Annotated in this window: 15 protein-coding genes; 10 read left to right on the top strand and 5 right to left on the bottom strand. The window is 72.6% G+C overall.

From position 1 onward, the window contains the following. Positions 1-131: 131 nt before the first annotated feature. Positions 132-1,619 (top strand): 30S ribosomal protein S1, encoded by a 1,488-nt coding sequence (rpsA, locus tag ACIBMZ_RS12130; protein WP_117227135.1) that lies wholly within the window; start codon positions 132-134, stop codon positions 1,617-1,619. Between the two features lie 138 nt (positions 1,620-1,757). Beyond that, positions 1,758-2,936, top strand: coding sequence for a dephospho-CoA kinase (coaE, locus tag ACIBMZ_RS12125; protein WP_396692904.1), 1,179 nt, complete (start codon positions 1,758-1,760; stop codon positions 2,934-2,936). 13 nt (positions 2,937-2,949) lie between these two features. Here coaE and ACIBMZ_RS12120 read toward each other — a convergent pair whose 3' ends face one another. Continuing rightward, positions 2,950-4,707 carry a hypothetical protein gene (locus ACIBMZ_RS12120; protein WP_396692902.1) on the bottom strand — a complete coding sequence of 586 codons (1,758 nt, stop codon included), beginning with the start codon at positions 4,705-4,707 and terminating at the stop codon, positions 2,950-2,952. A 299-nt stretch (positions 4,708-5,006) separates the two neighbouring features. Here ACIBMZ_RS12120 and uvrB point away from each other — a divergent pair, with 299 nt between their 5' ends. Further along, on the top strand, positions 5,007-7,115 hold the full coding sequence (uvrB, locus tag ACIBMZ_RS12115; RefSeq protein WP_396692900.1) for an excinuclease ABC subunit UvrB: 2,109 nt from the start codon (positions 5,007-5,009) through the stop codon (positions 7,113-7,115). 111 nt (positions 7,116-7,226) lie between these two features. Continuing rightward, entirely contained in the window at positions 7,227-8,162 is a 936-nt protein-coding gene (locus tag ACIBMZ_RS12110) for a helix-turn-helix domain-containing protein (protein ID WP_396692898.1), read from the top strand. A 174-nt stretch (positions 8,163-8,336) separates the two neighbouring features. Here ACIBMZ_RS12110 and ACIBMZ_RS12105 read toward each other — a convergent pair whose 3' ends face one another. Continuing rightward, on the bottom strand, positions 8,337-8,630 hold the full coding sequence (locus tag ACIBMZ_RS12105; RefSeq protein ID WP_396692896.1) for an antibiotic biosynthesis monooxygenase family protein: 294 nt from the start codon (positions 8,628-8,630) through the stop codon (positions 8,337-8,339). 783 nt (positions 8,631-9,413) lie between these two features. Between ACIBMZ_RS12105 and ACIBMZ_RS12100 the strand changes: the two genes are divergently transcribed. After that, positions 9,414-9,575 carry a tyrosine-protein phosphatase gene (locus tag ACIBMZ_RS12100; protein WP_396692894.1) on the top strand — a complete coding sequence of 54 codons (162 nt, stop codon included), beginning with the start codon at positions 9,414-9,416 and terminating at the stop codon, positions 9,573-9,575. Here ACIBMZ_RS12100 and ACIBMZ_RS12095 read toward each other — a convergent pair. Beyond that, positions 9,529-10,428: a serine hydrolase gene (locus ACIBMZ_RS12095; RefSeq protein WP_396692892.1), complete on the bottom strand. Its 900-nt coding sequence runs from the start codon at positions 10,426-10,428 to the stop codon at positions 9,529-9,531. The two genes, ACIBMZ_RS12100 and ACIBMZ_RS12095, sit on opposite strands and share 47 nt — an antisense overlap. A gap of 8 nt (positions 10,429-10,436) precedes the next feature. Further along, positions 10,437-12,305 carry a translational GTPase TypA gene (gene typA, locus ACIBMZ_RS12090; RefSeq protein WP_396692890.1) on the bottom strand — a complete coding sequence of 623 codons (1,869 nt, stop codon included), beginning with the start codon at positions 12,303-12,305 and terminating at the stop codon, positions 10,437-10,439. 126 nt (positions 12,306-12,431) lie between these two features. Here typA and ACIBMZ_RS12085 point away from each other — a divergent pair, with 126 nt between their 5' ends. Both ACIBMZ_RS12085 and ACIBMZ_RS12080 read left to right on the top strand, forming a co-directional pair. Beyond that, entirely contained in the window at positions 12,432-13,802 is a 1,371-nt protein-coding gene (locus ACIBMZ_RS12085) for a DedA family protein (RefSeq protein ID WP_396692888.1), read from the top strand. Between the two features lie 101 nt (positions 13,803-13,903). Then, the gene (locus ACIBMZ_RS12080; protein WP_396692886.1) at positions 13,904-14,797 is read left to right on the top strand and encodes a transglycosylase SLT domain-containing protein; all 894 of its coding nucleotides are present in this window, start codon (positions 13,904-13,906) and stop codon (positions 14,795-14,797) included. Here ACIBMZ_RS12080 and ACIBMZ_RS12075 read toward each other — a convergent pair. Beyond that, entirely contained in the window at positions 14,743-16,872 is a 2,130-nt protein-coding gene (locus tag ACIBMZ_RS12075) for an MMPL family transporter (RefSeq protein WP_396692884.1), read from the bottom strand. The two genes, ACIBMZ_RS12080 and ACIBMZ_RS12075, sit on opposite strands and share 55 nt — an antisense overlap. A 187-nt stretch (positions 16,873-17,059) precedes the next feature. On the opposite strand from ACIBMZ_RS12075, the gene ACIBMZ_RS12070 reads away from it, so the two are divergent. From ACIBMZ_RS12070 to ACIBMZ_RS12060, 3 genes are all read left to right on the top strand, one after another. Beyond that, the gene (locus tag ACIBMZ_RS12070) at positions 17,060-17,575 is read left to right on the top strand and encodes a MarR family winged helix-turn-helix transcriptional regulator (protein ID WP_396693500.1); all 516 of its coding nucleotides are present in this window, start codon (positions 17,060-17,062) and stop codon (positions 17,573-17,575) included. 4 nt (positions 17,576-17,579) lie between these two features. After that, positions 17,580-19,256, top strand: a complete 1,677-nt coding sequence (locus ACIBMZ_RS12065; protein WP_396692882.1) for a CocE/NonD family hydrolase — start codon at positions 17,580-17,582, stop codon at positions 19,254-19,256. A 163-nt stretch (positions 19,257-19,419) separates the two neighbouring features. Then, a complete protein-coding gene (locus ACIBMZ_RS12060) occupies positions 19,420-20,316 on the top strand; it encodes a hypothetical protein (RefSeq protein ID WP_396692880.1) in 897 nt (298 codons plus the stop codon). Positions 20,317-20,448 lie beyond the last annotated feature (132 nt).

The following is a 20,448-nucleotide window of genomic DNA, read 5'->3' as shown; positions in this document are numbered from 1 at the left end:
CGACGGAGTCACATCAAGATCTCGTTCAGCGATTTCCGGGTGGTGGGTCCGCCGGCGGATCCGTTGGCGCGCACAGGTCACCGCGACACCAGCCTGCTGTGACACACCATCCGACCGGAGCAACCGCCCACATGACGAGCAGCATCGAGGCCCCCTCGAGCGCCACCAAGGTCACCGTCGACGATCTCGGCTCTGAGGAGGCTTTCCTCGCCGCGATCGACGAGACCATCAAGTACTTCAACGACGGCGACATTGTCGAAGGCACCGTCGTCAAGGTCGATCGGGACGAGGTCCTGCTCGACATCGGCTACAAGACCGAGGGCGTCATCCCCTCTCGTGAGTTGTCGATCAAGCACGACGTGGACCCGGCAGAGGTCGTCTCGGTCGGTGACCACATCGAGGCCCTGGTCCTCCAGAAGGAGGACAAGGAGGGGCGGCTGATCCTCTCCAAGAAGCGGGCGCAGTACGAGCGGGCCTGGGGCACGATCGAGAAGATCAAGGACGAGGACGGTGTCGTCCGCGGTTCGGTCATCGAGGTGGTCAAGGGTGGCCTCATCCTCGACATCGGGCTGCGCGGCTTCCTGCCCGCCTCCCTGGTCGAGATGCGGCGCGTGCGCGACCTGCAGCCGTACGTCGGCCGCGAGCTCGAAGCCAAGATCATCGAGCTGGACAAGAACCGCAACAACGTGGTGCTGTCCCGCCGTGCCTGGCTGGAGCAGACGCAGTCCGAGGTGCGCACCGAGTTCCTCAACAAGCTCCAGAAGGGGCAGGTCCGCAAGGGCGTCGTCTCCTCGATCGTCAACTTCGGCGCGTTCGTCGACCTCGGCGGCGTGGACGGTCTGGTGCACGTCTCCGAGCTGTCCTGGAAGCACATCGACCACCCCTCCGAGGTGGTCGAGGTGGGCCAGGAGGTCGAGGTCGAGGTCCTGGACGTCGACCTGGACCGCGAGCGGGTCTCGCTGTCGCTGAAGGCGACCCAGGAGGACCCGTGGCGGCAGTTCGCCCGCACCCACGCGATCCAGCAGATCGTGCCGGGTAAGGTCACCAAGCTCGTGCCGTTCGGTGCGTTCGTCCGCGTCGACGACGGTATCGAGGGCCTGGTGCACATCTCCGAGCTGGCCGAGCGCCACGTGGAGATCCCCGAGCAGGTCGTGCAGGTCGGCTCCGAGGTCATGGTCAAGGTCATCGACATCGACCTGGAGCGTCGCCGGATCTCGCTGTCGCTCAAGCAGGCCAACGAGGGCTTCGTCGAGGGCGAGGAGCACTTCGACCCGACCCTCTACGGCATGGCTGCCACGTACGACAACGAGGGCAACTACATCTACCCGGAGGGCTTCGACCCGGAGACGGGCGAGTGGCTCGAGGGGTACGACAAGCAGCGCGAGACCTGGGAGAACCAGTACGCCGAGGCGCGGCAGCGGTGGGAGGCGCACCAGAAGCAGGTGCAGACCTCTCGGGCCGCCGAGGCCGAGGCCGCTGCCAACCCGCAGCCCGCCCCGACCGGCACCACCACCTCGACCAGCGCGGCCCCGAGCCGGCAGGCCGAGGAGCCCGCGGGCACCCTGGCCACCGACGAGGCGCTCGCCGCTCTGCGGGAGAAGCTCGCCGGCGGTAAGTGACCCGCTGCTGACGACGACGGGCCCCGCCCCGACCTGGATCAACCGGGTCGAGGCGGGGCCCTCGCCGTCGACCGGCACGCTGAGGCGACCCCGCCTCGCGGGCTTGGCGCAGCCGCCCTGGTCAGGTTGACTGGTGCCGTGTTGAAGATCGGACTCACCGGCGGGATCGGCTCGGGTAAGAGCGCGGTGGCGCGTCGGCTGGTCGAGCGCGGGGCGGTGCTCGTCGACGCCGACCGGATCGCGCGGGAGGTCGTCGCTCCCGGCACCGACGGGCTGGCCGAGGTCGTCGCCGCCTTCTCCGAACGGGTACTCGACGCCGACGGCGCCCTGGACCGGCCCGCCCTGGGCGAACTGGTCTTCGCCGACGAGTCGGCCCGCCGCCGCCTGGAGGCCATCGTGCACGGCCGGGTGCGGGCCCGTACGGCGGAACTGGTCGCCGCGGCTCCACCGGACGCCGTGGTGGTCAACGACGTACCGCTGCTGGTGGAGGTGGGACTGGCCGCCACGTACCACCTGGTGGTCGTGGTGCGCACCGAGGTGGAGACCCGGCTGCGCCGGTTGGCCCGCGACCGGGGGATGAGCCGGGCCGAGGCGGAGCGGCGGATCGCCGCGCAGGCCGACGACGCCCGCCGCGCGGCGGCGGCGGACGTGCTGCTCGGCAACGACGGCACCCTCGACGACCTGCACGCGTCGGTCGACGCGCTCTGGCGCGACCGGCTGGTGCCCTACGAGGTCAACCTGCGGCGGCGTCGGCCGGTCCGGCTGGATCGGGCACGCCTGGCCGAACCCGACCCGACCTGGCCGCAGCAGTACGCGCGGCTCGCCGCCCGGATCCGGCACGCGGTCGCCCCCGCCGACCTGCGCGTGGACCACATCGGGTCGACCGCGGTCACCGGCCTGGCGGCCAAGGACGTCATCGACATCCAGCTCAGTGTGTCGTCGTTGGCCGAGGCGGACGGCCCGATGGCCGACCGGCTCGCCGACGCCGGTTTTCCCCGGCTGCCCGGCGAGTGGTGGGACACCGCGCGCACCGGCGGTGGCCGGTGGGCGAAGCGGCTGCACGGCAGCGCCGACCCGGGCCGCCCGGTGCACCTGCACATCCGGGAGGTCGGCTCGCCCGGCTGGCGGTATGCCCTGCTGATGCGTGACCACCTGCGTGCCGATCCGGACCGGCGGGCCGCGTACCTGGGACTCAAGCGGGAGTTGGCCGCCTCCGCGCCGGAGAGCGGTGCGTACGCCACGGCGAAGGACCCGTGGTTCGACGAGGAGCACCTGCGGGCCGAGGAGTGGGCCGCCCAGACCGGGTGGCGTCCCTGACCGTCCGGGTGGTTCAGGTCGGCGGGGTCAGCCGGGGCACCCGCCCGGTGGTGAGGTCGAGCTGTGCCCAGGCTCCGGCCGGCGTACGGGCCTCCAGCCGGCGCAGCAGTCCGGTGCGGTCGATCCAGTAGCGGGTCGGTCCCGGGGCGGTGTCGACCTCGACGACGTCCACCGGCACACCGGCGTGGCTGTCGCCGCGGATCCGCCGGGTGCCGCCCTGCGGGCCGGTGCCTCGGGCGGCCCGCAGCGCGGCGGTGACCAGCGGGTCCAGCGCCGCGGTGGGGTGCGGGCCGGTCCGCCAGCCGGTGGCCGGAGGCGGCAGCGGCGGCCGTGCCGCCGGGTCCGTGGCGGACCGGGTCTCGATCCGCGCCACCGTGCGCCGGTCGTGCCGGACCAGCACGCGGCGGTCCGTGGCGTCGAGTGCGGTGACGCCCAGGTACGCGGTGCCCGCCGTCCAGCTCAACCAGCCGGCGCCGCGCAGGTCCAGGCCGATGTCGACCGGGCCGACCAGGGTGGCGGTGGCGCCACCGGCGGCGCGGAGCCGGGCGGGCAGCCGGTGCCAACGGTTCCGTTCGGCGGTGGTGAGGGCACGGGGCAGTCCGGGGCGACCGCCGAGCGCGTCGACGGGGCGCAGCGTGGGCCGGTCGGCCCGGTGCACCTGGAGTTGCACCTCGCCGACGCCGGGCAGGGCGGTCTCGACCCGGTGCAGCCGTCCCGCGACGTCCAGCCAGTACCGGGCGGGGTCGCCGGGGGCGGTGCGGGGCGCGGCGGTGGGCGATCCGGTCGGGGCGGTGTCGCCGGTCGGGGCGGTGGTGCCGGACGCGGCGGGGCGCGGCAGAGCCGTCTCCAGCACGTCGACCTGCTCGCCGCCGACCTGCTCGCGTCGCAGCCAGCGGCCGGACACCCCGTCGGCGGGCTCCGGCCGGTCGCGGGCCAGGTCGAAGACCAGGCCCAGCACCGGGTCGAGGGTCCGGTCGGCGGGCAGTCGCCAGCCGTCGCCCGGGGGCAGCAGCGGTGGCATGGCGGGGGTCGACATCGCCTCCGGGTCGGGGCGGACCACGGTCACCGTGGGGGTGGCCTGGACCAGTCCGCGCAGCGGGCCGGCGCCGGGGCCGCTGACGTCGAGGTAGACCAGTCGGCGGGACCAGTCCACCCAGCCGAGCAGGTCGGTGCGGCCGGTGGTGCCGGTCACCGTCAGGTGCAGCCCGGCCCGGACGTCCCGGTAGTTGACGACCCGCATGGCGACCAACCGGTCCCGCTCGGCCGCGGTCAGCGCGCGGGCGGGTGGTGCGGCGGGTGCCCAGTTCACCAGCGTCGCGACCAGGGTGACGGCGGAGGCCGCGGCGGTCAGGGCGAGCGCGGCCAGGACGACGCGGCGGCGCCGGGCGGCGGTCTGCCGGGACTGCTCGGCCTCCTGGTGCGCCCCGGCGAGGTCGTCGTCCTCGGCCGGGTTGCCGGCCGCCGGGTCGAGCATGCCGTGCACCAGGGCCGCCCGGCGCACGCCGGGGCGCGGTCGCGGTGCACCGGTGGCCGGGTCGGGCCCGGTCAGGCCGAGGATCTCCGGTGGGGCGGTGCCGGCGCGGTGCCGGCGGGCACCGGCCCGGTGGCGGCGGTCGCCCCGCCCGGTCGGGCCGTCCGTCGGGCGGCCGGGCCGGTTGGTCGCGTCAGGCCGGGTGTGGGCGTCGGTGGTGCGCGCCTGAGGCGGGGTGTGCGCGTCGGCCGGGTCGTCGGGGCCGGTGTCGTCGGAGGCCGGTCGTGAGGTGTCCTTCACGGGAGGTTGAACGGGGCGGACCGGGCTGGGGTGACGAGGTGGCGGCGCTCGCGGCGGCCGGTCTGCGCGTTCGGCGCGACCACGTCGGGCGCGCACGCCGGGCATGCCGGGTGCTGCGGCCTTCGGTGCCGGGGCGGCGTGGCCTGTGGGGCCCGCCACCGGCCCGGTCGGCCGCCGCGAGCGGCCTACGGAAAAAGCGTAGCCGGGTGAGAAGAACCACACAATGCGAATATCGAAGCCGATCAGGTGCCGCCTGTAGTCGCGGCGCAGTGTCGGTCCCCCGGCGTACGGTTGACCTCATGGCGCTCGACATTCCCCGGCTGGACGGCCGTTTCCAGGTCGTCAGCGAGTTCCAGCCGGCCGGTGACCAGCCGGCGGCGATCGACGACCTGGAGCGACGGGTCCGTCGTGGCGACCGGCACACGGTGCTGCTCGGCGCGACCGGCACCGGCAAGAGCGCCACGACCGCCTGGCTGGTCGAGCGGCTGCAACGGCCCACGCTGGTGCTGGCGCCCAACAAGACGCTCTGCGCCCAGCTCGCCAAGGAGTTCAGCGAGCTGTTGCCGGACAACGCGGTGGAGTACTTCGTCTCGTACTACGACTACTACCAGCCCGAGGCGTACATCCCGCAGACCGACACGTACATCGAGAAGGACTCCTCGATCAACGAGGAGGTCGAGCGGCTGCGGCACTCGGCCACCATGTCCCTGCTCACCCGGCGCGACGTGGTGGTGGTGGCGACCGTCTCGGCGATCTACGGGCTGGGCACCCCCGAGGAATACCTGGACCGCGCGGTGCGGGTCGCCGTCGGCCAGGAGTTCGACCGGGACCAGTTGCTGCGCCGGCTGGTCGACATCCAGTACGCCCGCAACGACATGGCCTTCCAGCGCGGCACGTTCCGGGTCCGCGGCGACACGTTGGAGATCATCCCGGCGTACGAGGAACTCGCCATCCGCATCGAGCTGTTCGGCGACGAGGTGGAGAAGCTCTACTACCTCAACCCGCTCACCGGGGACGTGGTGCGCGAGGTCGACCATCTGCTGATCTTCCCGGCGACGCACTACGCGGCCGGGCCGGAGCGGATGGAGCGGGCGATCCGCGACATCGAGACCGAGTTGGGCGAGCGCCTGGCCGAGCTGGAGCGGCAGGGCAAGCTGCTGGAGGCGCAGCGGCTGCGGATGCGGACCACGTACGACATCGAGATGATGCGGCAGGTGGGCTTCTGCTCCGGCATCGAGAACTACTCGATGCACATCGACGGCCGGTTGCCCGGCAGCCCACCGCACTGTCTGCTCGACTACTTCCCCGACGACTTCCTCACCGTCGTCGACGAGTCGCACGTGACGATCCCGCAGATCGGCGGCATGTTCGAGGGCGACGCCTCGCGGAAGCGGATGCTGATCGACCACGGGTTCCGGCTGCCCAGCGCCGCCGACAACCGCCCGTTGCGGTTCGACGAGTTCCTGGAGCGGGTCGGCCAGATGGTCTTCCTGTCGGCCACCCCCGGGCCGTGGGAGCTGGAGCACGCCCAGGGCGAGTTCGTGGAGCAGGTGATCCGTCCGACCGGCCTGGTGGACCCGGAGGTCGTGGTCAAGCCCACCAAGGGCCAGATCGACGACCTGATGCACGAGATCAAGCTGCGCACCGAGCGCGACGAGCGGGTCCTGGTCACCACGTTGACCAAGAAGATGGCCGAGGACCTGTCGGACTACCTGCTGGAGAACGGCATCCGGGTGCGGTATCTGCACTCCGAGGTCGACACGTTGCGTCGGGTCGAGTTGCTGCGGGAGTTGCGGCGGGGCGACTACGACGTGCTGGTCGGCATCAACCTGCTGCGCGAGGGCCTGGACCTGCCCGAGGTGTCGCTGGTGGCGATCCTGGACGCGGACAAGGAGGGCTTCCTGCGCAGCGGCCGGTCGTTGATCCAGACCATCGGTCGCGCGGCCCGTAACGTCTCCGGTCAGGTCCACATGTACGCCGACAAGATTACGCCGTCGATGGCGGACGCGATCGAGGAGACCGACCGGCGGCGGGCCAAGCAGATCGCGCACAACGAGGCGCACGGGATCAGTCCCGAGCCGTTGCGTAAGAAGATCCACGACATTCTCGACGACATCTATCGCGAGGCGGAGGACACCGAGGCGACCCGGGTCGGCGGTGCGGTGCGCCAGTTGTCGCGGGGCAAGGCGCCGGTCAAGGAAACCCGCAGCCGGAGCCGGGGCGGTGCGGCCACCCCGGCTCGTGAGGGCATGGCGCGGGCCGAGTTGGCGCAGCTCATCCAGGAGCTCAACGACCAGATGCTGGCCGCCGCGCGGGAGTTGCAGTTCGAGTTGGCCGCCCGGATCCGCGACGAGGTCGCCGACCTCAAGAAGGAGTTGCGGGGGATGGACGCCGCCGGGGTGACCTGACGCCCGGGGCGGATGTGGTGGCGCGCGGCGATATCGGTTCGTTGCATAGCGCGAGCGAGGTATTGCCGTGCGTGACTGTCCTGCGTACTCTCCCACGGTGGGGAGGCCGGGATGCCGTTGTCAGCAAGTCCTGTCATCCGCCGGGTACGGCTCGGCGCAGAGCTGCGCCAGCTTCGCCGCGGGGAGTCGCTCACCTTGGAGCAGGTCTGTGGCCAGCTCGGGTGGGCGTCCACATCCAAGTTGTCGCGCATCGAGCTGGGTCAGAGTCGGCCGGATCTGGCCGACGTGCTCGACCTTCTCGACGTCTACCAGGTGCCGGCACCGCAGCGTGAGGCGTTGATCGTCATCGCCCGGGACGCGGCGGCCGGTCGCGGCTGGTCCCGCGCGCTGGGTGAGATGGGGGAGCGACAACGCGCGTACGCGGAGCTGGAGGCGGGTGCGGCCGGCATCGTCGAATACCAACCCTCGGTGCTGCCCGGGCTGGTGCAGACTCCGGCGTACGCCCGGCTGCGGCTGACCGCCGCCGCGCTGATCGCGCCCGAGTTGGACCTGGAGGCCGAGGTGCGGGCGCGGGGGCTGCGGCAGCAGGTGCTGCGCCGGGCCGATCCGCCGCACTACACGGCCCTGCTGGACGAGCGGGTCTGCGCCCCCGGAGGTCTGCCGGAGGACGTCTGGCGGGAGCAGTTGTGGCACCTGGTGGCGCTGACGGAGCTGCCGCACGTCACGATCCGGCTGGTGCCCGGCGACACCCCGCCGCACGAGGGTGTGCATCCGCTGGCGGGCTTCTCCTGGTACGTGTTCCCCGATCCGGCGGATCCCCGCACGGTGATGGTGGAGACGCTCACCACCGACCTGCGGTTGGTCGCCGAGGCCGACATCGCGCGCTACGAACGGATGGTCGACTGGCTCTCCGCGGCGGCGTTGCCGGCCGTCGAGACCGCGTCGGTGCTGGCCCGGCAGGCGGAGGGGCCGGAGATCCCTCGGCCCGCCGACCCGGTCGAGGAGATGTCGACCGTGGAGCGCGACACGGAGCGGCTCGCCGGCTGACCCGCGCCGCCGCCCACGACGCAACGGGGTGCGCCGGGCGCGGACGACCGTGCGGTGACGCGCGGCCGCCGGGCCCGGCGCGCCCCCGAGCCCGTCGGGACCGGCAGCCGCGCATCGCGGCGCACGGTAGACGAGGGGTACGACAATTTCCGCCGGGACGCCGACGGCGCGCCCTCAGGCGGGTACGTCGTCGAAGTGCTCGACGAGCGGTGGACCGGCGAAGTACGGACCGATCAGCCCGCGCCACTGCGCGAAGCGGTCGGTCTGCCGGAAGTTGACCTCGTGCGCCTCGACCGAGTCCCACTCGACCAGCAGCACGAACCGGGTGGGGGACTCGACTCCCCGGGTCATCCGGACCGAGCGGCAGCCCGGGGTGTCACGCAGGACCGGGTGCGCCGTGCGGTACGCGGCGGCGAACTCGTCCTCCTGCCCCGGAATCACGTCGATCAGCGCGACTTCAAGCACCATGTCAGCAGCCTCGCACGGCGGGCGGGTGGAGGTGGGCGCAGGGGTCTGTTCCGCCGCCGGTCGGCGCTCCAGGGTGAGCGCGCGAAGGACCGGGAGGACCTGTGATCGACTGGCTCTCCAGCACGGCGTTCAGCGTCGCCGGGGCGGGCATCGAGCCGGTGGACGCGGTCTTCTCCTCCGAGGAGTACGGCACGGAACTGGCCCGGCGCTTCGATGCGGTGGCGGTCTGCGTGGACCCGGACCGGCGCACGGTGCCGGTCTCCGGCACGGCGGTCCGGGCCGATCCGGTGGCGCACTGGCGGTGGCTGAGCCCGCCGGTGCGGGCCTGGTTCGTCGGTGGTGGGTGCCGAGTCGGGTGGTCCCTGGCCGATCCGCTGCCCCGGCCACCCACGACACCTAGCCTCCTAGGAAGCCGTAGGCGGCGTGTGCCGGGCCACCCGATGCACGCACACCGGCGACCCACGCCCCGACCTCGGCGGGTGTGCCGAGCGCCGGGGCGTCGACCGCCCGCACCTCGTCGGGAGATCGCCAGAGGGTGGCGACGGCGACCCGCGCTTCGGCACCGTGTCGCACGCCCACCCCCAGGCCGGTTGCACCCCTGGCTCCGGACGATAGGAAACTTTCCGCCGATCGACAATCCTCAGTCCGCATCTTTACTCCGATCGGCCGGGTCGTCCGGACCGGGCGTGCCGCGGTGATCGTCGGACCGGGCACACTGGTGGGCCGGTGACCGTGCGGGGAAGGGTGAGAACGTGGGCCTGGAACGGGACTGGCGGCTCGTGGGTGCGCCCAACGCGCGGGACCTCGGAGTTCTGGTCGGGGGCGCGCGAGGTGCTGATCGAGGCGATGCGGCGGGTGCACGGGCCGTTCGACGCGTACCTGCGCGCCGGGCTGGGGGTCACCGACGAGACGGTGGCGGCGGTGCGGGCGCACCTGTTGGAGTGAGGTGGTGGCGGTCGCGCCACAGCCGGGCGGAGATGTCGGCGACCAGTCGGCGGGCGTGTGCGTCGGCCGGGCCGCTGGGCTGTGCCTCGGTCAGCGGGGTGGTGGTGCAGACCACCAGCAGGTAGGGCGCGGCGTCGGCGGGGAAGACCACCGCGGCGCCGTGGCGTACTCCGCGTACCCAGCCGTTCTTGTGGGCCAGCCGGGTGCCGGCGGGCAGGCCCTCGGCGATGTCCTGGCGGACCTGTTGGGCGCAGAGCACGTCGAGCATCGCGGCGCAGGCGGCGGGTGCGGCGATCGGTCCGGGACGGGTGGCGCCGACGGCGACGGCGCGCAGCAGGGCGGCCAGGTCGTCGGCGGTGACCAGGTTGGTGATGCCCGCGTCACGGGCGGCGAGGTCCTCGATGCCCCGGGTGGTGACGCTGTGCCGGGCGCCGGCCGCCGCCCAGACCTCGGCGACGGCGGGACGGCCGACATGTTCGAGGACCAGGTTCGTGGCGAGGTTGCTGGACCGGACGATCATGCGTTCGGCGAGCCAGCGCAGCGGTTCCTCCCGCCCGAGCCGGTCCCAGACGTCCTGGTCGTTGTCGTACTCCCGAACGCAGGAGTACGCGGGCGCGTCCGGCAGGGCGGAGGTGAACCGGTTGCGGACCGGCACCGGGGTGTCCAGGTCGAGCCGTCCGGTCTCGGCGGTGCGGTGCAGCGCGGCGAGCACCGCGAGTTTCATGGTGCTCGCCGCGTAGTGGGTGGCCTCGGCGTGTCGGGTCCAGGTGGGCGGGGCGTCGAGGCGCCCCGCGTACACCGAGATCGTGCCGGGTTCCCGGTCCAGCCGCGCGTCGAGGTCGTCGGCGGACATGGCAGGGGTCAGCCGGCGTGCTTGCGGCGGGCGGCGGTGCGCGCCCGCTGGGTCTGGTCGAGCACGACCTTGCGGATGCGTACGGCGACGGGGGTGACCTCGACGCACTCGTCCTCGCGGCAGAACTCGAGGGCCTGCTCCAGCGACAGCTTGCGCGGCGGGATCAGCTTCTCGGTCTCGTCGGCGGTGGAGGAGCGCATGTTGGTGAGCTTCTTCTCCTTGGTGATGTTGACGTCCATGTCGTCGGAGCGGGAGTTCTCCCCGACGATCATGCCCTCGTACACCTCGGTGGTGGGCTCGACGAAGAGCTGGCCGCGCTCCTGGAGGTTGGTCATCGCGAAGGCGGTGACCGCGCCGGCCCGGTCGGCGACCAGCGAGCCGTTGTTGCGGGTGCGCAGCTCACCGAACCACGGCTCGTACGACTCGAAGACGTGGTGCAGGATGCCGGTGCCGCGGGTCTCGGTGAGGAACTCGGTGCGGAAGCCGATCAGGCCGCGCGCCGGGACCAGCCACTCCATCCGGATCCAGCCGGTGCCGTGGTTGACCAGTTGCTCCATCCGGCCCTTGCGGGTGGCCAGGAGCTGGGTGATCGCGCCGAGGTAGTCGTCGGGCGAGTCGATGGTGAGCCGTTCCACCGGCTCGCAGGTGCGGCCGTCGATCTCGCGGGTGACCACCTGCGGCTTGCCGACGGTCAGCTCGAAGGACTCGCGGCGCATCTGCTCGACCAGGATCGCCAGGGCCAGTTCGCCTCGGCCCTGCACCTCCCAGGCGTCCGGGCGCTCGGTGGGCAGTACCCGCAGCGACACGTTGCCGATGAGTTCCTTGTCGAGCCGGTCCTTGACCATGCGGGCGGTGACCTTGGCACCCTTGACCCGGCCGACCAGCGGCGAGGTGTTGGTGCCGATGGTCATCGAGATGGCCGGTTCGTCGACGGTGATCAGCGGCAGGGCCTTCGGGTTCTCCGCGTCGGCGAGGGTCTCGCCGATCATGATCTCCGGGATTCCGGCGACGGCGATGATGTCGCCCGGGCCGGCCGAGTCGGCGGGCTTGCGCTCCAGGCCCTCGGTCATCAGCAGCTCGGAGATGCGGACCCGCTGGGTGCTGCCGTCGGTGCGGCACCAGGCCACGGTCTGGCCCTTGGCGATGGTGCCCTGCCGGACCCGGCACAGCGCGAGGCGGCCGAGGAACGGGGAGGCGTCGAGGTTGGTCACGTGGGCCTGCAGGGGTGCCTGCTCGTCGTACGCGGGCGGCGGGATGGTGTCCAGCAGGGTGCGGAACAGCGGCTCCAGGTTGGGGCTGTCCTGGGGTACGGAGCCGTCGGCGGGCTGGGTCAGCGAGGCGATGCCGTCGCGGGCGCAGGCGTAGACGATCGGGAAGTCGATCTGCTCCTCGTCGGCGTCGAGGTCGAGGAAGAGCTCGTAGGTGTCGTCGACGACCTCCTTGATGCGGGCGTCGGGGCGGTCCACCTTGTTGATCACGAGGATGATCGGCATCCGGGCCTTGAGGGCCTTGCGGAGCACGAAGCGGGTCTGCGGCAGCGGGCCCTCGCTGGCGTCGACCAGCAGCACCACACCGTCGACCATGGTCAGGCCGCGCTCGACCTCACCGCCGAAGTCGGCGTGGCCGGGGGTGTCGATGATGTTGATGGTGACCGGGTCGGAGCCGTCCGCCGGCAGGTAGCGCACGCCGGTGTTCTTGGCGAGGATGGTGATGCCCTTCTCGCGTTCGAGGTCCATCGAGTCCATCACCCGCTCGGTCACCTCGCCCCGGGCGCCATAGGCGCCGGCCTGCCGCAACATGGCATCGACCAGGGTGGTCTTGCCGTGGTCGACGTGAGCGATGATGGCGACGTTGCGAAGGTCGGTGCGCAGCTGCATGAGCTCCATCCTCCCGCCTGGTCGGTAGCCGCGTGGCGTCGGGGTCACCGGAGAGTGGGGCCGCGCGGTGACGGAGAGCACTGTCACACTTGCAGGGCAGTCCTGCCGAGGTGATCCGGGGGCGCCGTGCACGACCTGCTGAACTCGGTGCAGAACCTGCCACCGGGTCTGATCTACGTGGTGGCGGCGCTGGTGGTCGCGGCCGAGACGGCGCTGCTCGTCGGGTTGGTCGCGCCCGGGGAGGCCACGCTGCTGTTGGTGGGCTTCCTCACGTACACCGGGACGTTGCGGCTCGGTCCGGCGTTGGTGGCGATGGTCGTCGCGGCGGCGGCGGGGGACGCGGTGGCGTTCCGGGCCGGGCAGCGCTACGGGCCCCGGTTGCGGGCGAGTCGCTGGGGGGTGCGGGTGGGACCGCAGCGGTGGGCCCGGGCGGACGCGATGCTCGACCGGATGGGCGGCCGGGGGGTGCTGACCGCCCGCTGGGTGGCGTTCGCCCGGACGCTGGTGCCCCGGCTGGCGGGTGCGGCGGGCATGCCGTACCGCCGGTTCGTGCCGTGGAACCTGGCCGGGGTGGCGACCTGGGTGGGTGGGTCCGTGCTGGTCGGGCATCTGGCGGGCGAGTCGTACGAGACGGTGTCCCGGCTGCTCGGGCGGGCCACCGGCGCGGTGCTGGTGCTGATCGCCGCGCTGCTCGCGGTGGTGCTGGTCGGGCGGTGGCTGGGGCGTAATCCGGATCCGGCGCGGGCGTTGTTGACGCGGGCCGCGCGGCTGCCGCCGTTGCGCTGGCTGTCGGCCCGGTACGGGCTGCTGTTCTTCCTGCTCAGTCTGCGGCTCGGTCCGGCGTGGGCGTTGCTGGCGAACCTGGCGGTCGGCGTGGTGCTGCTGTTCGTGGTCGGTCTGGTCATCGCCTGGGCGTTGCGGACGGTGGTCCGGCACAGCGGTCTCTCGCTGGTGGACGGGGCGATCGCGGGGTGGTTCGCGGCGCGGCGGACGCCGGACGCGGTGGAGGCGACGCAGGCGGCGGTGTCGGTGCTTCGGGGGTCGTCGCTGATCGTGGTGGTGGCGGTGGTGGCGCTGGTGCAGGCGTGGCGGCACCGGCCGTGGCAGGCGGACCTGCTCAGTGTGGTCGGCACGGTCGGCGCGTTCGTGCCGTTGGTGGTGCTGGCGGTGGTGGCCGACCTGGCCGCCGGAGGTCGGACGGTGCTGTTCTCCACGCAGAACGTGGTGGTCACCGCCAGCCTGTGCACGCTGGCGTGGTTGCTGTCGCGGGGGGCGCGGTGGCCGTTGGCGGTGGCGGCCTGGACGGTCGCGGCGGTCGGGGTGGTCGCCATCGGCGGGGCGCGGCTCTATCTGGGGATGAGCACGGCCAGCGGGACGGTGGGGGCGGTGTTGCTGGGGGCGGCGTGGCCGGCGGTGTTCATGGTGGCGTGGGCCACTCGGGACCGGGCGGTGACGGCCGGGCCGGGGCGCGATCCGGGTTTCGGCCCGACGGTGTAGCCGCGAGGGGGTTGACCTGGGCGGGGTGGATGTGCGGGCCGCGGATCACGGCCGGTGGCTGTTAGGGTGCGGCGGGCTCGTCACTGCCGAAGGGGGTCGACATGGGACGGAGCGTCACCAGGCTGGGCGTCGCGTTGCTCGCCGCGCTGTTGCTGGCGACCGGGGGTGGTTGCGCCAGAGTGGACGCTCCCGCTGCGGAGGTGCCCGCGCCGGTCGCGTTGCCGACGGAGTCGACTGAGCCGACGGAGGCTGACGGGTCGGAAGGCCCGGACGAGGCGAGTCCGACGCCGAAGGCGGTCCAGTCGATGGGGGCCGCGCCCCGGTCGGCTGCCGCGTCGTCGTCGCCGTCGGCGAGTGTCCGGCCGACGCCGCGACGCAGCGCCCCGGCGCCCCGCCGGGTGCCGAAGCCGCCGACGGAGACCAACGTGCCGCCGAAGCAGCCGAAGCCCGCGCCCAGTGGCTGCCGGCCCACGTACAAGGGCGAGCAGGCCAGCCGGGCGCAGGTCAAGGCGGCGCTGACCGACGCGGCAGGTCGGACGTACTGGCCGACCTCCGCGCCGGACATCCGCGTTCCGTTGGATCTGATCAAGGCGACCGCCTGGCAGGAGAGCGGGTGGCAGTCCAACATCGTCGCCTGCGACGAGGGCATCGGCCTGATGCAGGTGATGCCGGACACCGCGACCTGGATGAACCAGCGGTTCGGGCAGAACTACGACGTGTGGGACTACCGGGACAACGCCTACCTCGGCGGCACCTATCTGGCCTGGCTCACCAAGTACATCGGTGACATGTACTTCGACGCCGACTACCGGCTGGACGCCAGCCTGTGCACCTCGGGCGTACTGGACTCCTGTCTGCTCAACGCGGTCATCGCCGCGTACAACTTCGGTCACGGGGCGGTGGCCCGGCCGGGACAGCCGCTGGCCATCCCGAATCCGGGTTACGTGCGCAACGTACGGGCGCTCATGTCGGAGTGCGTCTGCCTGGGGTTCTGATCGCGGGTGATCCGGCCGGGCCACCAGAACCTCTCGCCGAGCAGGAACGCCAGCGCCGGCACGACGACCGTGCGCACGAGCAGGGTGTCCAGCAGGACGCCGAGGCAGACGATGATGCCGATCTGGGTCAGCGTGATCAGCGGCAGCACGCCGAGCAGCGCGAACACGGCGGCGAGCAGGATGCCGGCGCTGGTGATGACGCCGCCGGTGGCGCGGAGCGCGGAGAGCATGCCCTCCCGGGTGCCGGTGGTGCGGGCGTCCTCCCGGGCCCGGGTGACCAGGAAGATGTTGTAGTCCACGCCGAGCGCGACGAGGAAGACGAAGGCCAGTAGCGGCACCGTGGTGTCCAGCGCCGGGAAGCCCAGGACGTGGTCGAAGAGCAGCCACGCGCCGCCGAGGCTGGCGAAGTACGACGCGACCACGGTGACCACCAGCAGCACCGGGGCGACGACGCCGCGGAGCAGCAGGACGAGCACCGCACCGACCAGCAGCAGGATCAGCGGCAGGATCATCCGCAGGTCCCGGTCGTCGGCGGCGGCGGAGTCGTAGTCTCCGGCGAGGCTGCCGCCGACCACGGCGCCGGAGAGGTCGTCGACGCCGGACGGGGCCGGGGGTGCCGAGTCGGGTACCGCGGCGACGGCGTCGCGCAGCGCGACCAGGGTGCGGTTCGAGGCGGCGGTGCCGGGTTCGGCGTCGAGGACGACGTCGATCTGGGCGACGGCGTCTCCGGCCGGGCCGGGGCGGGCGGAGGCGACCCCGTCGACGGCGGTGGCGGCCTCGGTGACGGCCGCAACGGCGTCGGGGTTGGTCATCACCGCGACGGGTTGGGTGGTGCCGGCGGGGAAGGCCCGGCCGAGGGTCTGTGCGCCGGCCACCGCCTCCGGCTCGACCCGGAACTGCTCGGTCTCGGACAGGCCGGTGCGCAGGCCCAGCCCGCCGAGGGCGAGGGCGGCCAGCAGCAGGGTGGCCAGCGCCGCGACGGGCACCGGGCGGCGGATCACGGCGGTGCCGAGGCGGCCCCAGATCCGGCCTTCGCGGCCGACGCTGCCGACCTCGGGCACCAGCGGCCAGAACAGGCGGCGTCCGCCGAGCACCAGGGCGGCGGGCAGTACCAGCAGCGCCGAGGCCATCGCGAGCAGGATGCCGGTGGCGCAGGCCACGGCGAGGGCCCGGTTGAGTTCCCGCTCGCTGAGCAGCAGCGTGAGTACGCCGAGCATGACGGTGCCGCCGCTGGCCAGGATCGGTTCGGCGGTGCGGCGCAGGGCCTTGCGCATCGCGACGAAGCGGTCCTCCTCGCGGCGGAGTTCCTCGCGGTAGCGGGCGATGAGCAGCAGGGCGTAGTTGGTGGCGGCGCCGAAGACGAGGACGCTGGCGATGCCGGTGACGGCGCCACCGGCGAAGTTGATGCCGACCGCCGGGATGAGGGTGTCCAGGGCGCGCAGGGTGATCTGTTCGGTGGCCGCCACGATGGTCAACGGGACCAGCCAGAGCAGTGGGCTGCGGTAGGTGACCAGCAGCAGGACCGCGACGACGGCGGCGGTGAAGGCGAGCAGGGTGAGGTCGGCGCCCTCGAAGACCTTGGTGAGGTCGGCGGTGAAGGCGGGGCCGCCGGTGACCTCGACGGTCAGCTCCGCGGGCAGTGCGGTGAGCGTCTCGCGCAGCTCGGCCACCTGGTCGGTGACCGCCTGCTGGCCGTCGGCGGTGGACATCGGCACCACGACCAGGGCGACGGTGCCGTCGGGGGAGACCTGGGGCGGGACGACCTGGCCGCCGACGGCGAACTCGGTGAGACCGGCGGATCCGGTGGTGATGGCGGCCTGGTCGGCGTCGGTCAGCGGGGCACCGTCGTCGCGGCTGACCACCACCACGGCGGCGGAGACGTCGCTTTGCGGTAGTTCGTCCTGGAGTAGCTCGACCTGGGTCGACTCCCAGCTCTCCGAGAGCCCGGTGGCGGAGACCGGCGCCGGGTTCTCGGGGGTGGGCAGGGCGAAGACGATCGCCCCGAAGGCGAGCGTCAGCAGGACGGTGAGCCAGGCTGCGCGGCGGCTGCGCGCGACACGGGTTGACACGGACATCCGGGAAGCCCCTCGAACAGGTCTCTCGACAGACAGATATCTAGACAGTCGAGAGTTTTGCCCATCAAGATAGAAGTGGCAACCACGGGCGGGGTGAGAATCTCGACAACGATGGTGGACGTCCGGCTGGGTATGCTCCGACGCGGGCGTACGGGAGGGGAAGCGGCGCGACGTGGCGGCTCAGGGGATGTACCGGCGGCGGGATACCCGCCGGGACCTGCTGATCGCCGAGATCACCGCCGAGCTGCGCCGCTACGGCGTGGACGCCCAGCACGTCGGGCACGCCTTCGCCGGGCAGCACGGGCTCAACGTCACCGACCTGCAGGCGCTGATCGCGGTGATGGACGCCGAGTTGGCCGACGCGCCGATCACTCCCGGACGGCTCGGCGAACACCTCGGCATCTCCTCCGGGTCGGTCACCGCCCTGATCGACCGGCTGGAACGGGGTGGGCACATCCGGCGGGACCGGGATCCCACCGACCGGCGCAAGATCCTGCTCCGCTACGCCGACCGCGGTGCCGCGCTGGCGATGGACTTCTTCCGGCCGTTGGGCGAGCGCACCGACCGGGTGATGAGCGGCTTCCGCGACGACGAGCTGGAAGTGGTGTACCGCTTCATCTCCGCGATGGGCGTCTCGCTGCGCGAACACCGGGACACCGTCCGCGGCGCCCGACCCGAGCCGCCCCGTCGCCGGACGGACTGACCCGATGTGGGAGCGACTGACGTCGGCGCTCGCCGGGGCCGCGCTGCGGTTGCCGCCGGCGCGTACCCGTCGGGTCACCGTCACCCGGGACGTCCCGGTCCGGACCCGCGACGGGGTGATCCTGCGGACCGACCACTACCGCCCCGACCTGGCCGACGCGCCGACCGTGCTGATCCGGACCCCGTACGGGCGGGGTGGGCCGATGCGGCTGCTCTGCCGGCTCGCCGCCGAGCGTGGATTCCACGTGGTCATCCAGTCCTGCCGGGGCACCTTCGGCTCCGGCGGCTCCTTCGACCCGTTCGTGTTCGAGCGCGACGACGGGCTGGACACCCTCGACTGGCTGCGCCGGCAGCCCTGGTGGCGGGGCGCGTTCGGGATGTTCGGCGCCAGCTACCAGGGTTTCGTGCAGTGGGCGCTGGCCGCCGACGCGGGTCCGGAACTGCGGGCGATGGTCGCGGTGGCCACCGCCTCGTCCACCCGCGACTCCACGTACGCGGGCGAGTCCTTCGCGCTGGACACGGTGCTGACCTGGGTGGAGCTGCTCCAGGCGCAGACGGTGCCGTGGCTGGCCCGGCAGTGGGAGCTGAAACGGGGTCAACCCCGGCTGGCCGCCGCCCTGGCACACCTGCCCCTGGTCGAGGCGGACCGGATCGCCACCGGGGTCACCGTGCCGTTCTTCCAGGAGTGGCTGGAGCACCACACCCCGCAGGCCGACTACTGGCGTACCCGGATCTTCGACGACCGGCTCGACCAGGTGCGGACCCCGGTGGCGATGGTCAGCGGGTGGCACGACATCTTCCTGCCCGCCCAGTTGCGCGACTACGCGGCGCTGCGCGCCACCGGCGTCCGTCCGAGGTTGGTGGTGGGGCCGTGGACCCACGGCAGTCCCGGCCTGTTCGTGGCCGCGTTGCGCGAGGGGCTCGGCTGGCTCGACGAGCACCTGAACGCCCCCGCCGCCGCCCCGCCCGACCCTGCGGCTGACGCACCGGTGCGGGTGCACGTGGGCGGCGTCGGCGGCGGGTGGCGTGACCTGCCCGACTGGCCGCCGCCGGCCCGATCCGTCCGGTGGCACCTGCACCCCGGCTTCGCGCTGCGCGCCGCGGCGCCGGTGCCGTCCCCGCCGGACGGCTTCTGGTACGACCCGGCCGACCCGACCCCCTCGCTGGGTGGCCCGCTGCTGGTGGCCCAGCGCGCCGGGCCGTTCGACAACCGTCCGGTCGAGGCGCGGCCGGACGTGCTGACCTGGACCACCGATCCGCTGGAGCAGGCGGTCGAGGTGATCGGCCCGGTGCGGGCGGAGATCCACCTGCGCAGCGACCTGGACCATCTGGACGTCTTCGTGCGACTGTGCGACGTGGACCGGCGGGGCCGTTCCTGGAACGTGTGCGACGGGTTGGTCCGCGTCGACCCGCACCGGTTCCCCTGCGACGCGTCGGGCGTGGTGACGGTGCCGGTGGAGATGTGGCCGACCGCCCACCGTTTCGCCCCCGGGCACCGGTTGCGGTTGCAGGTCTCCGGCGGGGCCCATCCCCGGTACGCGCGCAACCCGGGCACCGGCGAGCCACTCGGTGATGCTGTCACTCTCCGTGGTGGACGTCGGGAGATCATCCACGACCCGGAACATCCGTCCGCAGTGGTCCTGTCGATCCTCCACTCTGCCTCACAGCCTATTCCAAGCTGAATAAACCGCCTCTGAGCTGGGCATTCGTCCAGAAGTGGGGTTATGGTGGGAACACGCCCGGCGCTGTGCAACCAATGGCCGGGAGCGCTTGTACAGCCTGCCTACCGCGCACGCGGTGTCACTGCCGTGCCCGGCCCCCGACGAATCAGCAGAGGGGGGAACCATGACGCGGGCACCGGCGAACCTGATGGCCGTCCGCAGCTTGCTGCTCAAGCACCTCAACCGCGATCCCAACCGGGCACGCGACGAGGACCTGGAACCCAACGAGGTCGGCATCGTCGGCGACGCCAACCATCGCGGCGGATACCACACCGGGTCCGACCGGGTGGTCGCCAACGACTACTCGGTGGTCGAGTCGCCCCGGGACCGCAACGGTCTGACCCTGGACGCGGCCGCGCTGGACGTGGGCATGTTCCGGGTCGCCAGCGGCGGTCGTACCCACGACCTGTCCACGTTCTCGACCTGGTGTGTGGCCCAGTGCGTCGCCAACACGGCGGACACCCGGGACATCCGCGAGATCATCTATTCACCGGACGGCAAGGTGGTGCGGCGGTGGGACCGGCTGGGGCGGCGCAGCACCGGCGACAGTTCCCACCTGTGGCACACCCACTTCAGCTTCTTCCGGGACTCGATCAAGGCGGGACGTGACCAGACGCCGCTGTTCCGCCGCTACCTGACCACCATCGGACTCATCACGTCGGAGCAGGAGGAGACGGACATGACCCCCGAGGAGCACAACTGGCTCAAGACCGTGCACCGCAACCTCACCGTCCTGGACGGACGCAACCCGATCGGGCAGACGTACACCCGTACCACCACGGGTGAGGACCACACCGACCCGAAGTTCCAGGTCGGGCACCCGACGCTGCGGAGCCTGGGCGCGCAGTTGACCGCGTTGCAGACCGCGGTGGAGGCGCTGGCCAACCGCGACTTCACCGACGAGCAGGCGATCATCACCGGTGTGCTGGCCGGGCTGACGCCCGAGGAGATCGCGGCGGCCATCCCGCCGACCGTGGCCGAGCAGGTCGTGCGGGAACTCGGGCGGCGGCTGGCCGCCTGAGGCGAGATCGGTGGACGTGTGGGGGGGGCCGGCCGGGCCCCCCCCCCCCCCCCCCCGCGGCGGCGCGGGGGGGGGGGGCCCCCCGCGCCCCCCCGCCCCCCCGGGGGGGGCCCACCAGAACCGAGTGGCCGC

Origin of the sequence: Micromonospora sp. NPDC049900 (assembly GCF_044461025.1) — a bacterium.
Taxonomy (GTDB): domain Bacteria; phylum Actinomycetota; class Actinomycetes; order Mycobacteriales; family Micromonosporaceae; genus Micromonospora.
Note: the sequence above shows the minus strand (reverse complement) of the source record. Positions and strands in the feature narration are given on the sequence as shown.